At 72.7% G+C, this 15,240-nt stretch carries 15 protein-coding genes and 3 pseudogenes; 8 read left to right on the top strand and 10 right to left on the bottom strand.

Annotated elements, in window-relative coordinates; translation table 11 throughout:
* Positions 1-83 precede the first annotated feature (83 nt).
* Both BG482_RS38195 and BG482_RS38200 read left to right on the top strand, forming a co-directional pair.
* Positions 84-1,046 carry an ATP-binding cassette domain-containing protein gene (locus tag BG482_RS38195; protein WP_069773812.1) on the top strand — a complete coding sequence of 321 codons (963 nt, stop codon included), beginning with the start codon at positions 84-86 and terminating at the stop codon, positions 1,044-1,046.
* A complete protein-coding gene (locus tag BG482_RS38200) occupies positions 1,043-1,855 on the top strand; it encodes an ABC transporter permease (RefSeq protein ID WP_069773813.1) in 813 nt (270 codons plus the stop codon). The genes BG482_RS38195 and BG482_RS38200 overlap by 4 nt, the downstream gene beginning before the upstream one ends.
* A gap of 189 nt (positions 1,856-2,044) precedes the next feature.
* Here the strand turns inward: BG482_RS38200 and BG482_RS38205 are convergent, their stop codons facing one another.
* A complete protein-coding gene (locus tag BG482_RS38205; protein WP_079142656.1) occupies positions 2,045-2,770 on the bottom strand; it encodes a TetR/AcrR family transcriptional regulator in 726 nt (241 codons plus the stop codon).
* Between the two features lie 138 nt (positions 2,771-2,908).
* On the opposite strand from BG482_RS38205, the gene BG482_RS38210 reads away from it, so the two are divergent.
* Positions 2,909-3,943: a medium chain dehydrogenase/reductase family protein gene (locus BG482_RS38210; protein ID WP_069773814.1), complete on the top strand. Its 1,035-nt coding sequence runs from the start codon at positions 2,909-2,911 to the stop codon at positions 3,941-3,943.
* Positions 3,944-4,232: 289 nt separating this feature from the next.
* Positions 4,233-4,832 (top strand): SRPBCC family protein, encoded by a 600-nt coding sequence (locus BG482_RS38215; RefSeq protein WP_079142660.1) that lies wholly within the window; start codon positions 4,233-4,235, stop codon positions 4,830-4,832.
* A 28-nt stretch (positions 4,833-4,860) separates the two neighbouring features.
* On the opposite strand, the gene BG482_RS38220 is transcribed toward BG482_RS38215, so the two are convergent.
* The 6 genes and pseudogenes from BG482_RS38220 to BG482_RS38245 all read right to left on the bottom strand — a co-directional run bounded on the left by BG482_RS38220 (position 4,861) and on the right by BG482_RS38245 (position 9,766).
* Positions 4,861-5,637, bottom strand: coding sequence for an SDR family NAD(P)-dependent oxidoreductase (locus BG482_RS38220; protein ID WP_069773816.1), 777 nt, complete (start codon positions 5,635-5,637; stop codon positions 4,861-4,863).
* 89 nt (positions 5,638-5,726) lie between these two features.
* Entirely contained in the window at positions 5,727-7,160 is a 1,434-nt protein-coding gene (locus tag BG482_RS38225; RefSeq protein ID WP_069773817.1) for an RNA polymerase subunit sigma-70, read from the bottom strand.
* A 109-nt stretch (positions 7,161-7,269) separates the two neighbouring features.
* Positions 7,270-7,485 carry a hypothetical protein gene (locus BG482_RS44425; protein WP_069773818.1) on the bottom strand — a complete coding sequence of 72 codons (216 nt, stop codon included), beginning with the start codon at positions 7,483-7,485 and terminating at the stop codon, positions 7,270-7,272.
* Between the two features lie 152 nt (positions 7,486-7,637).
* Positions 7,638-8,588, bottom strand: a pseudogene (locus tag BG482_RS38235) (DEAD/DEAH box helicase); the annotation flags it as partial.
* A gap of 7 nt (positions 8,589-8,595) precedes the next feature.
* Positions 8,596-9,363: pseudogene (locus tag BG482_RS42010) on the bottom strand (DEAD/DEAH box helicase); the annotation flags it as partial.
* Between the two features lie 199 nt (positions 9,364-9,562).
* Entirely contained in the window at positions 9,563-9,766 is a 204-nt protein-coding gene (locus BG482_RS38245) for a cold-shock protein (RefSeq protein ID WP_030224351.1), read from the bottom strand.
* Positions 9,767-10,255: 489 nt separating this feature from the next.
* On the opposite strand from BG482_RS38245, the gene BG482_RS38250 reads away from it, so the two are divergent.
* The gene (locus tag BG482_RS38250; RefSeq protein ID WP_069773820.1) at positions 10,256-11,116 is read left to right on the top strand and encodes a polysaccharide deacetylase family protein; all 861 of its coding nucleotides are present in this window, start codon (positions 10,256-10,258) and stop codon (positions 11,114-11,116) included.
* 78 nt (positions 11,117-11,194) lie between these two features.
* Here the strand turns inward: BG482_RS38250 and BG482_RS38255 are convergent, their stop codons facing one another.
* Both BG482_RS38255 and BG482_RS38260 read right to left on the bottom strand, forming a co-directional pair.
* Positions 11,195-11,557 (bottom strand): hypothetical protein, encoded by a 363-nt coding sequence (locus BG482_RS38255; protein WP_069773821.1) that lies wholly within the window; start codon positions 11,555-11,557, stop codon positions 11,195-11,197.
* A 150-nt stretch (positions 11,558-11,707) separates the two neighbouring features.
* Positions 11,708-12,862, bottom strand: a complete 1,155-nt coding sequence (locus tag BG482_RS38260) for a YihY/virulence factor BrkB family protein (RefSeq protein ID WP_069773822.1) — start codon at positions 12,860-12,862, stop codon at positions 11,708-11,710.
* Positions 12,863-13,091: 229 nt separating this feature from the next.
* Between BG482_RS38260 and BG482_RS38265 the strand changes: the two genes are divergently transcribed.
* Entirely contained in the window at positions 13,092-13,568 is a 477-nt protein-coding gene (locus BG482_RS38265) for an SRPBCC family protein (protein WP_069773823.1), read from the top strand.
* A 143-nt stretch (positions 13,569-13,711) separates the two neighbouring features.
* Positions 13,712-14,269: an MSMEG_6728 family protein gene (locus tag BG482_RS38270; RefSeq protein ID WP_069773824.1), complete on the top strand. Its 558-nt coding sequence runs from the start codon at positions 13,712-13,714 to the stop codon at positions 14,267-14,269.
* A 90-nt stretch (positions 14,270-14,359) separates the two neighbouring features.
* Here the strand turns inward: BG482_RS38270 and BG482_RS38275 are convergent, their stop codons facing one another.
* Complete coding sequence (locus BG482_RS38275; RefSeq protein ID WP_069773825.1) at positions 14,360-14,629, bottom strand: DUF2945 domain-containing protein; 270 nt, start codon at positions 14,627-14,629, stop codon at positions 14,360-14,362.
* A 192-nt stretch (positions 14,630-14,821) separates the two neighbouring features.
* On the opposite strand from BG482_RS38275, the pseudogene BG482_RS38280 reads away from it, so the two are divergent.
* Positions 14,822-15,240, top strand: a pseudogene (locus BG482_RS38280) (endonuclease); the annotation flags it as partial.

The raw sequence follows: 15,240 nt of genomic DNA on the forward strand, positions 1-15,240 counted from the left end.
CCCGGACCCGGCCCCAGCCCCAGCCCCTGCCCTGCCGTCCCCGACCCGCTGCCCCGACCCGCAGTTCCTGAAGGAGAACCCTCATGACAGACCCGGCCATCGTGGCGAACGGGCTGCGCAAGTCCTACGGCGACAAGGTCGTGCTCGACGGCGTCGACCTGGCCGTCCCCGAAGGGACGATCTTCGCCCTGCTGGGCCCGAACGGGGCCGGCAAGACCACCGCCGTCAAGATCCTCTCCACCCTCGTCTCCCCCGACCCCGCCTCCGGCGAGATCCGCGTCGGCGGTCACGACCTCGCCGCCGACCCCCAGGCGGCCCGCGCCGCGATCGGCGTCACCGGGCAGTTCTCCGCCGTCGACGGACTGATCACCGGCGAGGAGAACATGCTCCTCATGGCGGACCTGCACCACCTCTCCAGGAGCGAGGGGCGGCGGGTGACCGCCGAACTGCTGGAGCGTTTCGACCTGGTGGAGGCCGCCAAGAAGCCCGCCTCCACCTACTCCGGCGGCATGAAGCGCCGCCTCGACATCGCCATGACCCTGGTCGGCGGCCCGCGGATCATCTTCCTCGACGAGCCCACCACCGGTCTGGACCCGCGCTCCCGGCACACCATGTGGCAGATCATCCGCGAGCTCGTCACGGGCGGCGTGACCGTCTTCCTCACCACCCAGTACCTGGAGGAGGCCGACCGGCTCGCCGACCGCATCGCCGTCCTCGACGGCGGCAGGATCGCCGCCGAGGGCACCGCCGAGGAGCTCAAGCGGCTGATCCCCGGCGGCCACGTGCGGCTCCGTTTCTCCGACCCGGCCGCGTACCGGAGCGCCGTCTCCGCCCTGGGCCAGGTCACCACGGACGACGAGGCGCTGGCGCTGCAGATCCCCAACGACGGCAGCCAGCGCGAACTGCGCTCCGTCCTCGACCGGCTGGAACGAGCCGGCATCGAGGCCGACGAGCTGACCGTGCACACCCCCGACCTCGACGACGTGTTCTTCGCCCTGACCGGCGGCGCCGGCCTTCCCCACCAGTCCAAGGAGTCCGTCCGATGAGCGCCCCCCTGGCCCCCGCCCGCCCGACCCGGCTCTCCCTCGCCGTGCGCGACTCACGGACGATGCTGCGCCGCAACCTGCTGCACGCGCGGCGGTACCCCTCCCTCACCCTGAACCTGCTGCTCACCCCGGTGATGCTGCTGCTGCTCTTCGTCTACATCTTCGGCGGCGTGATGAGCGCGGGCATCGGCGGCGCCGACCGCTCCGACTACATCGCGTACATCGTCCCGGGCATCCTGATGATGACCGTCGGCGGCACCGTGATCGGGACGGCGGTGTCCGTCGCCACCGACATGAACGAGGGCATCATCGCCCGCTTCCGCACGATGGCGATCCACCGCGGGTCGGTGCTCGTCGGGCACGTCGTCGGCAGCGTGCTGCAGTGCGTGGCCGGCGTGGCCCTGGTCGGCGCCGTCGCCGTGGCCATCGGCTTCCGTTCCACCGACGCCACGGCCCTGGAGTGGCTGGCCGCGTTCGGACTGCTCACGATGTTCGCTCTGTCGCTCACCTGGATCGCGGTCGGCATGGGCCTGGCCAGCCCGAACGCCGAGGCGGCCGCCAACAGCGCGCAGCCGCTGATCCTCCTGCCGCTCATCTCCAGTGCCTTCATCCCGGCCGACTCGATGCCGGGCTGGTTCCGGCCGATCGCCGAGTACCAGCCCTTCACGCCCGCCATCGAGACCCTGCGCGGGCTGCTGCTCGGCACCGGGATCGGTCACAACGGGTGGCTCGCGGTCGCCTGGTGCGTCGGCCTGACCGTGCTCGGCTACCGCTGGTCCATGGCGCAGTTCAGCCGCGACCCGAAGTGACCGCAGGGCCCGCGACCCGAAGTGACCGCAGGGCCCGCGACCCGAAGTGACCGCAGGGCCCGCGACCCGAAGTGACCGCAGGGCCCGCGACCCGAAGTGGCCGCAGGGCCCGCGACGATCCGCCGGAGGGCGGCGTGCTCCGACACCCGGTCGGCGTACGCCGCCCCGTCCGCGTTCCGGGCCGCCGTCCTACCGGCTGTCGCGTTCGCCGGCGCCGTGTTCCGGGCCGCCCTGTCCGGCGTCGTCGGCGGGGGCGGGCAGGCCGGTCGGGCCGGTCAGAGTGGTCAGCTCCGCGGTGAAGAGGTGGGCGGGGTCGAAGCCCATGTTCGTGAAGTGGCCCGCGAGTTCCAGGGACAGGACGCCGTGCAGCCGGGTCCAGAAGGCCAGGGCCCGGCGCAGGGCGGCGGGCGGGGCGGGGTGGCCGTCCGCCCACTCCCGGCCGAGGCCCTCGAGCCGTGCGGCGAACGGGGTCGCCGGGCCGTCGGACGGCGCTTCGGCGCTCGCGTCGAGCAGGCTCGTCATGATCTGCGACGCGAGCTCGGTGATGTCGTCGGGTGCGTGATAGCCCGGGACCGGCGTGCCGTAGACGAGGAAGTACCGCTGGGGGTCGTCCAGCGCCCAGGCGCGCAGCGTGTGCGCCAGCCCGGCGACGCCGGTCCCCGCGGCCGCGCTCGCGCGGAAGGCGTCGGCGAGGCTGCGGTACGCGTCCCTGACGAGCTCGGTGATCAGCTCGTCGCGTCCCGCGAAGTACCGGTACAGCGCGGGCCCGCTCAGCCCCATCTGCTTGGCGATCGCGTTGAGGGAGAGCGCGGACGCCCCCGCCGTGGCGATCTGCTCCCACGCCCGCTGCTTGACCTCCGCACGCACCTGGGCGCGGTAGCGCTCGCGCGGGGTGGTCGCGCCCGTCTCCGTCATGGTCTGCCGCCGCCTTCCGTACCCGAATAGTTAGAGGCTATCACGAAGGTTATTGACAGTGACTCCGGCGTGCGTTACAACTTCTAACGAACGCAAGTGCAGCTAACACGCTGCGGTCACGGACCGCTGGAGGTCGTCATGAACACCGCCGAGGAACTCGTCGAGATCGTCCTGCCGGGCAAGGTCGAGCCCGAGGGGCTGCGGATCCGGCACGGGGCCGTTCCCGCTCCGGGGCCCGGCCAGGTACTGATCCGCATGGAGGCGACCGGGGTCTCCTTCGCCGAGCAGCAGATGCGCCGCGGCCGGTACTACGACCAGCCGCCGTTCCCCTTCGTGCCCGGCTACGACCTGGTCGGCACGGTGCAGGCGACGGGCGAGGGCGTCGCTGCGGACCTGGCCGGCGCCAGGGTGGCGGCCCTGGTGAAGGTCGGCGCCTGGGCCAGCCATGTGCTCGTCGACGCGGCCGACGCCGTTCCGGTGCCCGACGGGATCGACCCGGCCGAGGCGGAGACCCTGGTCGTCAACGGCGTCACCGCCTGGCAGATGCTGCACCGCAGGGCGCGGGTCCGCGCCGGGCAGACCGTCCTGGTCCACGGCGCCAACGGCGGCGTGGGGTCGATCCTCGTCCAGCTCGCCCGGGCCGCCGGCGTGCGGGTGATCGGCACGGCGTCGGCCCGCCACCACGACGCCCTGCGGGAGCAGGGGGTCACCCCGGTCGACTACCGCACCGGGGACGTCGCCGCGCGTGTCCGCGAACTCGCCCCCGAGGGCGTGGACGCCGTCTTCGACCACGTCGGCGGCGGGGGCATCGTGGACTCCTGGAAGCTGCTCGCACCCGGCGGCACGCTCGTCTCGTACGGCACCGCCTCCACGCGGGACGACGAGGGATCCCAGCAGTGGCCGGTGCTCAAGCTGGTCGGCCGGCTGTGGCTGTGGAACGCGCTGCCCAACCGCCGCCGCGCCTCCTTCTTCAACGTCTGGGCGGGCCGTGCCCTGTCCAAGAACCGATTCCGGACCCGGCTGCGCGCCGATCTCGCCGAGCTCTTCGCGGCCCTGAAGCGGGGCGACGTCACTCCCCGGATCGCGGCCCGCTACCCGCTCGCCGACGTCGCCGAGGCGCTGCGCCTGGCCGAGTCCGGCACGGTCGCGGGCAAGGTCCTTCTCAACCCGTAGTCCCGCCTCCCCCCGGCGCCCCCGGCCGCCCGCACGGGCGAGCGGGCCAGGTCGGCAGTCGGGCGGGCACTCAGGCCTCCCCGGGCGACCGGGCCGTCCGCCCCCGGCGCCCCTCACCACGACGAGAAGAGGGACCACCGTGTCCAGCACTGAACCCACCACCCGCACCGCTGGTACCTCGCGGACCACGCGGACCCTACGACCCACGCGGACCACGCGCGTCAAACGCTTCAGGCGCACCGAACGCACGGCCGCGCTGGTGAGCGCGCTCGCCGCCACCGGTGTCCTCATGGCCGCCGCCCCCGCCGCCCCTGCCGCTCAGACCGCTCCCCGGACCGCCCTCGGGTCCGCCTCCGTTCCCGCAGCCGCCCCGGGCCGTCAGGACGGCGGCGCGTGCCGTGGTCACGGAGTGGATCCCGCGGCGCGCATCCGGTACCGGTCCGACGTCGTGATCCACGCGCCGCTCGCGAGGGTCTGGAGACTGCAGACCGACGTCGAGCGCTGGCCGGTCTGGCAGCCGCCGGTCACCGGCGTCGAACGGCTCGACGCGGGCCCCCTCCGCAGGGGCTCCCGGTTCCGCTGGACCACCCCGGCGCCCGCCACCCCCACCACTCCGGCCACCACCCTGGAGATCACCTCCACCGTCCGGCAACTCCAGCGCGGCGGCTGCCTCTTGTGGAGCGGGCCCGCCGTCGGCGAGGGCCTGCGCATCGACGAGGGCGTCCATCTGTGGACGTTCACGGAGGTCGACGGCGGTGTACGCGTGCACACCGAGGAGACATGGACCGGCGCCCAGGTGGAGGCCGACGTCCCCATGGCGACAGCGGCCCTCGCAGCGGGCCTCGAAGCCTGGCTCCACGACCTGAAGACCACCGCCGAACACGCGTGAGGCGAACGGCGGGCGCCCCGCGGCCCGGTCAGCTCGGGAACATTCCGGCGGTGGCGTTGACCCAGGTGCCCGTGACGGCGACGCCGGCGTCGGAGGCGAGGAACGTCGCCAGCGCGGCGATGTCCGCGATCCGCGGTGAGCGCCTCGTCATCCGCATACCGTCCAGGTGGGCTCGGATGGCCTGCACGGCGGCCTCGTCCCGGGCAGGCGCGCCGGCGGCCGTCAGCTTCTCGGGGGTGAGGGTGTCGACGACGCCGGCGGTCCAGATCCCGCAGACGCGGACCCCGGCCGGTCCGACCTCCTGGGCGAACTGGCGGATCAGCGCGTCCAGCGCGCCGTCGGCCGCGCCGGTTCCGCCCAGCATCGGGGTGCCGTTGGCCGACCCGCTGTTCAGGGAGAGGATCACGCCCGACCCCTGCGCGGTCATCCGGCGGGCCGCGGCCCGCGCGGTGACGAACTGGCAGGCGATGCCCTGCACGACCGGCCGGGTGTAGTCCTCGACCGACATCTCGGTCAGCGGCACGCCCTGCAGATCGCCGCGCGGCACGAGGTTGAAGGAGACGTCGAAGCGGCCGGTCCGTTCGACGACGGACGTCGCGTGGGCCTCCACGGCCCGCTCGTCCCGTGCGTCCAGCACGTCGTACTCCGCGCCGGTCTCGGCGGCCGCCTTGCGCAGCGTCTCCTCCGTGCGGCCGACGAGGAACACCCGCGCGCCCGCCTCTACGTACGCCTTCGCCACTCCCGCGCCGAGCGATCCCGCTCCGCCGTAGACGACCGCGACCTTGTTCTCCAGGCTCTTGACCATGCCTCATCCGCTCCTCGGACCGGGGCGCCGGGTGCGCCCGTCACCCCGTAAGACGCGGCCGCCGGGAAAACTCATCGGCCGGCCGGGACTCAGAGCGTCATGGGCAGCCCGAACGCGGGGAAGAGATGCGGTTCGAAGGTGGTGATCTCGGCGATCCGGCCCTCCCGTGTCCGCAGGACGTCGATGAGCTGGGCCCGGAACACGCTGGTCCCGGGGCGTCGCAGGTAACCGGCCACCGCCGGCTGGCCGTTGGCCCGGACGGGCATGAGCCGCCAGTGTCCGAAGAACGTCGGCGACGCGGGGTCGATGTTGGGCCGCACGAACGCGAACAGCGCGTCACGCGAGGTGAACCAGAACGGGTTCGGGGGCATGGTCAGGACCGCGTCCTCCCGGACCAGGTCGACCATGGCGTCGAAGTCGGCCCGGGCGACGGCGTCCACGTACCGCTGGACCAGCTTCAGGTCCTCGGCGCTGGGCGTCGCCGCGGCCGACCAGTCCTCGCGCCGTCCCGGCAGCGCCTCCCGCAGCGCCGAACGGCCGCGCTGCACCGCGCTGTTCGCCGAGGCCAGGGTGGAACCCAGCAGGTCCGCGGTCTCCTGGGCCGACCAGCCCGCGACGTCCCGCAGGATCACCGCCGCACGCTGACGCGGCGGAAGCAGCTGGACGGCGGTCAGGAAGACCAGTTCGAGGGTCTCGCCGGCCACGGCCTCCTCGTCGGGGCGGCGCTGCGGCGCGGGAGTCTCGGGCAACTGGTCGTCCGGGAACGGCTGGAGCCAGGGCAGCCGCGGGGGCGGGGGCCCGTCTCCGGAGTCCAGGCCCGGCACGGGTTCGTACGGCGCCGGGCGACGGTTGTGCCTGCGCAGGAAGTCGAGGCAGACGTGGGTGGCGATCCGGTAGAGCCAGGCCCGGACGTTGGCCACGTCCTCCAGGGCGTCCCGCGCCCGCCAGGCCCGCAGGAACGTCTCCTGCGTGAGGTCATCGGCCTCGTCGTAGGACCCGAGCAGCCGGTAGCAGTGCACCCGCAGCTCGCGTCGGTGCCCCTCCACGAGGGAGGTGAAGGCGTCCTCACCGGACGGCCCATGGACACCGGAGGACGTCCCAGCGGAGCCGGAAGAGATCCCAGCGGAGCCGGACGGCGTTCCGCGGGGACCGGGAGGCGGCACGAGGGGTTTCGTCACGGTGTCCGGTGTGACGTTTTCCGGGTGACGTTCCGCGAGCGCCTCACCCCCCGGGCGAGCCTCCCCCGCGCCCGTCTGCCGTGCCTCGCGGGCGAGGCGGCGCAGCTGAGCGAACCGGGTCGACAGGGCCTCGACGTCGGCGTGGAAGGCGAGCCCCGGTTGCAGCCGCAGCCGCCCGAGCCGGCTCCCGATGTCCGAGACCAGCTCCCTGACCGGCGTCCCGTCCGGCCGCCTGCGCTCCCGGTAGGCGCGCTGACGGCACGCCTGCGAACAGTACGAGGCGACCCGCCCGGGGCCGCCGGCGCTCTCGATCGGGGTCCCGCAGGCCTGGCAACTCGCTGTCATGGCCCCACGCTAAGACCTGTCCGGGGGCGCGCCGTCGGATTCGGCTGTTTCGCCGCCGTCCGCCGGGTCTCGCCCTGCGGCTTCAGGGACGACGGCGGCGCGTCACGCGTCAGACGGGCTGCGCCCCGGGGACGTCCCGCAGCCGGACCCGGTCCGTGTACGCGGGGGTGTCCCGGAAGACGGTGAGCCGGTCGCGGCTGACGGCGCCCGTGCACTGGTCGTCGCCGTCGCACAGGATGAGGTACTCGACCCCCGCGCCGGCCATCAGGGACAGGGCCACCTCGACGGTCATGTCGTCCAGGACGCGGGGCCCGGACGGCTCCACGCCGTGGACCCTGGTCGTGAGAGCGGAATCCGCCCGGTGCTGTCGCGTGCGAACCGGTGTCAAAGATGCCTCCTGCCGAAGTGGACGAAAAGACCGTCCCCACCGCCGCGTACGAGGCGGCGGTGGGGACGGGATGACGAGGTGACGAGGGCTCAGGCCGCCGGGTCGGCGACGGAACGCCGTCGGCCACCGCGCTGCGCCGACTCCCGGTCGGGCCGGCCCGTGCCGCGCCGGCCCCGGTAGCCCGGGGACGACGAGGAGGCCGACGACGGGGATCCGGCGCGTCGGGGCCGCTTCGCGGCCGGCGGCGCGGTGATGACGACCGGGACGCCGGACGGCGCCTGGGCGCCGGTGATGCGGTTCAGCTCGGCCTCGCCCGAACGCACCGGAGTGACCTGGGGGGAGATGCCGGCCGTGGCCATCAGCCTGGTCATGCCGCGCCGCTGGCCGGGGGTCACCAGGGTGACGACGCTGCCGGACTCGCCGGCGCGGGCGGTACGGCCACCGCGGTGCAGATAGTCCTTGTGGTCGCTGGGCGGATCCACGTTGACCACCAGGTCGAGGTTGTCGACGTGGATGCCGCGCGCGGCGACGTTGGTCGCCACCAGCACGGTGACGTGCCCGGTCTTGAACTGGGCGAGGGTGCGGGTGCGCTGCGGCTGGGACTTGCCGCCGTGCAGGGCCGCCGCGCGCACGCCGCTGTTGAGCAGGTGCGTGGTCAGCCTGTCCACCGCGTGCTTGGTGTCCAGGAACATGAGCACCCGGCCTTCGCGCGCCGCGATCTCCGTGGTGGTGCGGTGCTTGTCCGCGTCGTGCACATGGAGCACGTGGTGCTCCATCGTGGTGACCGCGCCCGCCGAGGGGTCGACGGAGTGGACCACCGGGTCGCTGAGGTAGCGGCGCACCAGCAGGTCGACGTTGCGGTCCAGGGTGGCGGAGAACAGCATCCGCTGCCCCTCGGGGCGCACCTGGTCGAGCAGCGCGGTGACCTGGGGCATGAAGCCCATGTCGGCCATCTGGTCGGCCTCGTCCAGGACGGTGACGGCGACGTCGTCCAGCACGCAGTCGCCGCGGTCGATGAGGTCCTTGAGCCGCCCGGGAGTGGACCACCGGGTCGCTGAGGTAGCGGCGCACCAGCAGGTCGACGTTGCGGTCCAGGGTGGCGGAGAACAGCATCCGCTGCCCCTCGGGGCGCACCTGGTCGAGCAGCGCGGTGACCTGGGGCATGAAGCCCATGTCGGCCATCTGGTCGGCCTCGTCCAGGACGGTGACGGCGACGTCGTCCAGCACGCAGTCGCCGCGGTCGATGAGGTCCTTGAGCCGCCCGGGCGTCGCGACGACGATCTCGGACCCGTTGCGCAGCGCACTGGCCTGCCTGCCGATCGGCATCCCGCCGACCACGGTGGCGAGCCTCAGCCGCACGGAGCGGGCGTACGGGGTCAGCGCGTCGGTGACCTGCTGGGCGAGCTCGCGGGTGGGCACGAGGACGAGCGCGAGCGGCCGCCGGGGCTCGGCGCGCCGGCCCTCGGTGCGGGCCAGTGCCGCGAGGCCGAAGGCGAGGGTCTTGCCCGAGCCGGTGCGGCCGCGGCCGAGCACGTCACGGCCGGCCAGCGAGTTCGGCAGCGTCGCCGCCTGGATCGGGAACGGCACGGTCACGCCCTGCTGACCGAGTGCGGCCAGCAGCGGGGCCGGCAGCGCGAGGTCGGCGAACGACTCGACGGCGGGCAGCGACGGGGTGACCGTCTTCGGCAGCGCGAATTCGCCCTGCGGTGCGGACGGTCGGCGGCTGGGACCGGAGGAGCGGCGCGAGCCGCCGAAACGGCTGCCGGCCGAGCTTCCGAAACGGTCATAAGTGCGAGTTTTCTGCGCACGGTTCATGAAGAAACCTTCCTTGATACGGGCGCGTGCCAAGGAATTCCGCAGCGGGATGAACAGCGCAGAAAATCGCGGGAACGAGCCGAAAAACGGGGGCCGGAGCACCGGCGGACGGGGAGGGAAACACCCGGAAATGCACAAGCCGGGGCCCGCACCCCAAGGTGCGGGCCCCAGCTGCAAGAAGTATGCGTCAGCGCCTGTGTCAGGCGGGGACGATGTTCTCGGCCGTCGGGCCCTTCTGGCCCTGCGCGATGTCGAACGACACCTTCTGGCCTTCCTGGAGCTCACGGAAGCCCTGGGCGGCGATGTTCGAGTAGTGGGCGAAGACGTCGGCGCCGCCGCCGTCCTGCTCGATGAAGCCGAAGCCCTTTTCCGCGTTGAACCACTTCACGGTGCCGGTAGCCATAACTATCTCCTTCGGGACGGTGCTCGGAGTTCCACCCTGTGCGGACTCCGGTCGCCGTGATGATCAACCCGTCGGAAAACCTCAAGGCAACCACAACTGCAACTGAGCTCGACACTAGCACGGCGTCATTCTGCTCGTGCGAAAAATAATTCCGACTCAGTTCCGGTCCGGGGAATAACCGTCGCGCGCGAAGACTATTTCTCCTGTCACGACCGTAGATATTCCCCCGCCGCGGATGCGGTGTCCCCCGCGGCCACCCCCGTTGCGGAGCTGTGACCTGCCCTGATGCCCCGTCCGGGCAGGTGCCGCCGACCGCGGCGCGACCGCCGGAGAACGGCACTGCGTCCGGCGTCGAGACGAAGGACACATCACCCGCCCGCGGCGGTCACCACGGGCAGATCCGCAGGCCAGAGCGTGGAACCTCGGACATCAGTTCGGCGTCAAGCAAGTCGAACAGACTGGCGGACCGACGACTCGGGGTGGCACACGGTGGACAGGCGGATCACGACGGCGGCGGCCTGTCTCCTTCTCGCGGCGGGACTGGCCACGGGCTGCACGTCCCGATCCTCCTCGGCCTCCGATTCCGGCTCGGCCGCCCCGGACCGCTCGGCGTCGCCCACCCGGGCCGCGCGGGGAGAGGCGGGTGCGGCGGCACGGGGGGCCGTCCAGGCGGCGTACCGCAAGTGGGGCCTCAAGCCGCTGGCCGCACCGCCCGCGCCTCCCGCGACCAAGCCCGCGGGGCGCAAGGCCGCCGGCGGCGGGGTGCCGGTGATCAGCGAGATACCCACCACGCAGAAGATCGTCTTCCTCACGTTCGACGACGGCGCGGAGAAGGACCCGCAGTTCGTGACGATGATGCGCGAGCTGAAGATCCCCTTCACGATGTTCCTGACGGACGCCGCCATCAGCGCCGACTACGGCTACTTCAAGCCGCTCCAGGCGCTCGGCGCCGACGTGCAGAACCACACGCTGACGCATCCGAACATGCGCACCCTGAGCGCGGCCGCCCAGAAGCGGGAGATCTGCGGCCAGCAGCAGAAGCTCAAGGAGCACTACGGCACCGCGCCCCGGCTGTTCCGTCCGCCCTACGGCAACTACAACGAGGACACCCGGACGGCGGCCGCGTCCTGCGGCATCGAGAGCATCGTCCTGTGGCGCGAGTCCATGCAGATCAACAACATGCAGTACCAGCGCGGCGACAAGAAGCTCCACCCGGGCGACATCATCCTGGCCCACTTCCGCGGACCGTCCGAGCTCAAGGGCACCACGATGACGGAGATGACGGCCAACCTGCTGCGCCACGTCCAGGAACAGGGCTACACGGTCGCCCGCCTGGAGGACTACCTGTAGCACCGGGCCTTCCTGCCGGCCGCCGCGACCCCCGTTCCGGTCCGACTCCCGGCTACCGGTCCTGGTGTCGACCGCCGGCTACCGGTCCGGGTGTCGGGGGGCGGCGGTGTCGGAGACGTGCGGGTAAAGGGGCCGAAGCCGCTCCCAGTGGGCGCTGAGATGCCGCTCGGCGTCGCGCAGCGCCCCGCGGGCGCCGGCGTTCGGAGCGCCGGGACGCCCCCGTCCGCCGGACCGGACCGCCTCGGCCCCGGCCGCGACCGGCCGGGGCGCGACGGGCCCGGAACCGGGGCGGCCGGGGCCGGGGCGGTCCGGTCGGCGCGGTTCCCGGATCCCGTCGTGGTGACGGACGGACCGGGGGCGAGGGGTCGCTCCCCAGCGCAGCAACAGCACGAAGGCGACGAGGGTCGCCGCCGCGAGGGCGAGAGGGGGGTGAGCGCTCACAGGATCCCTTCCTCCGGGCGCGCGGGCCGCCGGTTCGGCGTCCATGCCGGTCGGACACCCCAGTACCCCCGTGAGCCCGGCTCTACCGCCGACCGGACCACCGTCACCGAAAGGTGTCACCGCAGGCCCGTCAGCCGGTGCCGCCGCGGCTCAGGACCCGAGGCGGCGGCGGTCCTCCTCGTCCCACTTGCGGGTGTCGCGGGGCTGGACGTAGGGCTCGTCGTCGGCCGGGTGGCCGCCGGCGACGGCGCGCTGGCGCACCATCTCCGCGTCGAACTCCAGGCCCAGAAGGATCGCCAGATTCGTGATCCACAGCCACACCAGGAAGACGATCACACCGGCCAGGGTTCCGTACGTCTTGTTGTACGACCCGAAGTTCGCCACGTACAGCGCGAACCCGGCGGAGGCGATCATCCAGATCACCAGGGCGAGGAAGCTGCCGGGAGTGATCCAGCGGAAGCCGCGGACCCTGGCGTTCGGGGTCGCCCAGTACAGCAGCGCGATCATGGCGGTGACCAGCACCACCAGCACCGGCCACTTGGCGATCGACCAGGCGGTCAGCCCCGCGTCGCCGATCCCCAGCGCCGTGCTCGCCTGCCGGGCGAGACCGCCGGTGAACACGACGATCAGCGCGCTGATCACGGCCATCACCATCAGGGCCACTGTCACCCCGACCCGCACCGGCAGCACCTTCCACACCGGACGGCCCTCGGGGACGTCGTAGACCGCGTTGGCGCTGCGGATGAACGCGGCGACATAACCGGACGCCGACCACACCGCCAGCAGCAGGCCGACGATGGCCATGACCGAGCCGATCCCGCCCTTGCCCTGCATCTGCTGCACCGCGCTGCGCAGGACGTCCTGCGCAGGGCCCGGGGCCAGCTTCTGGATGTTGTCCAGGACCGTCTGCGTGGCCGACCGGCCCACGATGCCCAGCAGCGACACCAGCGCCAGCAGCGCGGGGAACAGCGCGAGTATCGAGTAGTAGGTGAGGGCTGCGGCGCGGTCGCTCAGCTCGTCCCTCTTGAACTCCTTCAGAGTGCCCTTCAGTACCGCCGTCCATGAGCGTCGTGGCAGGTCGGTCGGGCTGTCGGGCGCCCGCCGCTCCACCTCCTCGTCCGGCCCCGCGGAGACCGCCTCCGGCCCGCCCCCGCCCTCACCGACGTCCTGGCCCTCACCGACGTCCCGGCCGTCGTTCTCCGGCTGGGCGGAGGCCGGGGCCCGCATCGTGTCGTCCTCGCGCGCGGCGGCGTCGCGCTCCTCGTGGCGTCCGTGCCACCCGCGCCGCTTCAGTGTCCGTGTCATGCCGCTCGGGTATCCGGCTCAGCGCCACATATACGCATTTCCGACATAGAGGACTTTTCTTCGCGCGGGACGGGTCGAGGTGAGGCGGCCGGGGGCGGGTGGGGGCGGTAAGCGGAGGCCGTTCGTCCGCTCGGGTCTTCACGCCGGTCTGCGCGGGTACCCGGCGACGTGCGCAACGACCGCAAGCACGCAAGTACGGCCGAGCACGGCCGGCGACCAGGAGGTGCTCATGAGCACGGTGAAGGATGCGGTGGACGTCGAGGTGCCCGTCCACACGGCCTACAACCAGTGGACCCAGTTCGAGGAGTTCCCGAACTTCATGGAGGGCGTCGAGGAGGTGCGGCAGCTCGACGAACGGCACAACCACTGGACCACCAAGATCGGCGGAGTGCGGCGAGAGTTCGACACCGAGATCGTCGACCAGCTGCCGGACGACCGCATCACCTGGCGGGTCGTCGGCGGTGAGACCCGGCAGCGGGGATCGGTCAGGTTCGAGCGACTGGACGACACCCACACCCGGGTGGAGCTCGTGATGGACGTCGAGCCCTCCGGCATGGCCGAGAAGGGCGCGGACATGCTCGGCATGATCGACCGCCGGGTCAAGGGCGACCTGCACCGCTTCAAGGACTACGTCGAGGGGCGCGGCGGCGAGACCGGCGCCTGGCGCGGCCGCATCCGCCCCGGCGACCCCGGCTCGACCCTCTGACCGACGAGGACGCGCACGAGGGTGCCCGAGCGGGCGCCCTGCCCGGGCACTTGTGAGGGCCGTTCGGGCTGCGGGCCCCGGCTCCGGGCTCCGGGCTCCGGGCTCAGAACGAGATCGCCACGGGCTCTGAAAGGGGTGGCGGCATGCAGACCTTCCTGCCCTGTCCCGACTTCAGGGCCTCGGCGCTCGTCCTGGACCGGCGCCGGCTCGGGAAGCAGCGGGTCGAGGCGCTGCAGGTCCTGCGCGGCCTCGTCCGGCCCGGCTACGGATGGCGCAGGCATCCGGCCGTGCGCATGTGGGCGGGCTACGAGGAGGCGCTGGTGCGGTACGGGCTGGAGGTCTGCCGGGCGTGGTGCGACCTGGGTCACCAGGACACCTGCGCGGCCACGCTGGTCGCGGACTTCGCTGCATCCCGCCCCGCCGCGCCGACCGCGACCCCGAGTGCGCCGACGCCGCGCGACCAGGCCGGGCTGGCCGCGGCCGGGGAACTTCCTCCCTGGCTGGGCGACGACGCCTTTCACCGCAGCCACCGGTCGGCGCTGGTGCGCAAGGACCCGGCCGTCTACGCGCCGCTCTTCCCGGACGTGCCGGACGATCTGCCCTACGTCTGGCCGGCCTCGGACCGGGAGAACGGCGAGACCCCTCCCGCCGCCGGATCCGGCCCGGCCGCCCGCGGACCCGAGGGCCGCCCGAACCACTAGCGCAGGGGGCCGAACCGGACTAGCCCAGGGCCCCGAACCGGCGGCCCTGGGCGCCCGACCTCCGGCCGCGAAGGGCGGCGGCCGTCGCGCCTAGCTCTTCTCCCCGCCCGCTCCCTCCCCCTCCTTCTTCTTCTCCGCCTTCTCCCTCGTCCTGCGGAGCGCTTCCGGCCTGTGCACCGCCGTGCGGCCGGACTTGTCGCTGCGGACCTCGTACTGCGGGTCCTGGGCGGAGGCGTCGACGGTGCGTCCGGCCGCCTCGGTCCGCTCGGTGATCTTCTTCTCCACCCGGCCCGTGGTCTCGCTCCCGTGGCTCTTCCACGCGACGCGATCGCCCTTGCGGGGCTGCGGTTTCTGGGGCATGAGCCACCTCCCGGCCTCGCCCTCGCGAGTGCCCAGGGCGAACGGCGCGGAAACGAGCGCCGACGGCGTCCCCACGGGCGGAACAAGAGCGCGCGGAAAGTTTCGCCAGGGGCACGACAAGCCGAGTAACCGGCGGTAACTTCGGACCCGCTCCCCTCGCAACCGCTTTCACTCCCCAGGAGACACTCCCGCATGCGCAGACTCCTCGCCTGCCTGGCGGCGGCCGCCACCCTCGGCGGCCTCGCCGCCGCCGCGTCCCCCGCAGCGGCCGCAGCAACCACCACGAGCACGGCGGTCTCCTCGGCCGCGGGCTCGGGCAGTTTCAACGTGCTCAGCTACAACGTGGCGGGCCTGCCGTCGATCATCTCCAGCGCCTCGACGCCGCGCGACACCAGCACCACGGCCATCGGCCAACGCATCGCCCCGTACGACATCGTGCACGTGGAAGAGGACTTCAACTACCACTCCTACCTCTACGCCGGCGACACCGCACACCCCTACCGCACCCCCACCAGCGGCGGCGCGGGCATCGGCAGCGGCCTCAACACCCTCTCCAAACTCCCCTACGACGCCGACGACTTCGAGCGCGTGCACTGGAACTCCTGCCAGCT

The sequence above is a fragment of the Streptomyces sp. LUP30 genome (assembly GCF_001746365.1).
In the GTDB taxonomy this organism is placed as follows: domain Bacteria; phylum Actinomycetota; class Actinomycetes; order Streptomycetales; family Streptomycetaceae; genus Streptomyces.

Bases quoted from the DNA above. Each gene is read 5' to 3' on its own strand.
- BG482_RS38195 (WP_069773812.1), top strand. From the start codon at position 84: ATGACAGACCCGGCCATCGTGGCGAACGGGCTGCGCAAGTCCTACGGC.
- BG482_RS38260 (WP_069773822.1), bottom strand. From the start codon at position 12,862: ATGACACGGACACTGAAGCGGCGCGGGTGGCACGGACGCCACGAGGAG.
- BG482_RS38215 (WP_079142660.1), top strand. From the start codon at position 4,233: ATGGCCGCCGCCCCCGCCGCCCCTGCCGCTCAGACCGCTCCCCGGACC.
- BG482_RS38245 (WP_030224351.1), bottom strand. From the start codon at position 9,766: ATGGCTACCGGCACCGTGAAGTGGTTCAACGCGGAAAAGGGCTTCGGC.
- BG482_RS38270 (WP_069773824.1), top strand. From the start codon at position 13,712: ATGCAGACCTTCCTGCCCTGTCCCGACTTCAGGGCCTCGGCGCTCGTC.
- BG482_RS38200 (WP_069773813.1), top strand. From the start codon at position 1,043: ATGAGCGCCCCCCTGGCCCCCGCCCGCCCGACCCGGCTCTCCCTCGCC.
- BG482_RS38210 (WP_069773814.1), top strand. From the start codon at position 2,909: ATGAACACCGCCGAGGAACTCGTCGAGATCGTCCTGCCGGGCAAGGTC.
- BG482_RS38275 (WP_069773825.1), bottom strand. From the start codon at position 14,629: ATGCCCCAGAAACCGCAGCCCCGCAAGGGCGATCGCGTCGCGTGGAAG.
- BG482_RS38220 (WP_069773816.1), bottom strand. From the start codon at position 5,637: ATGGTCAAGAGCCTGGAGAACAAGGTCGCGGTCGTCTACGGCGGAGCG.
- BG482_RS38205 (WP_079142656.1), bottom strand. From the start codon at position 2,770: ATGACGGAGACGGGCGCGACCACCCCGCGCGAGCGCTACCGCGCCCAG.
- BG482_RS38225 (WP_069773817.1), bottom strand. From the start codon at position 7,160: ATGACAGCGAGTTGCCAGGCCTGCGGGACCCCGATCGAGAGCGCCGGC.
- BG482_RS38265 (WP_069773823.1), top strand. From the start codon at position 13,092: ATGAGCACGGTGAAGGATGCGGTGGACGTCGAGGTGCCCGTCCACACG.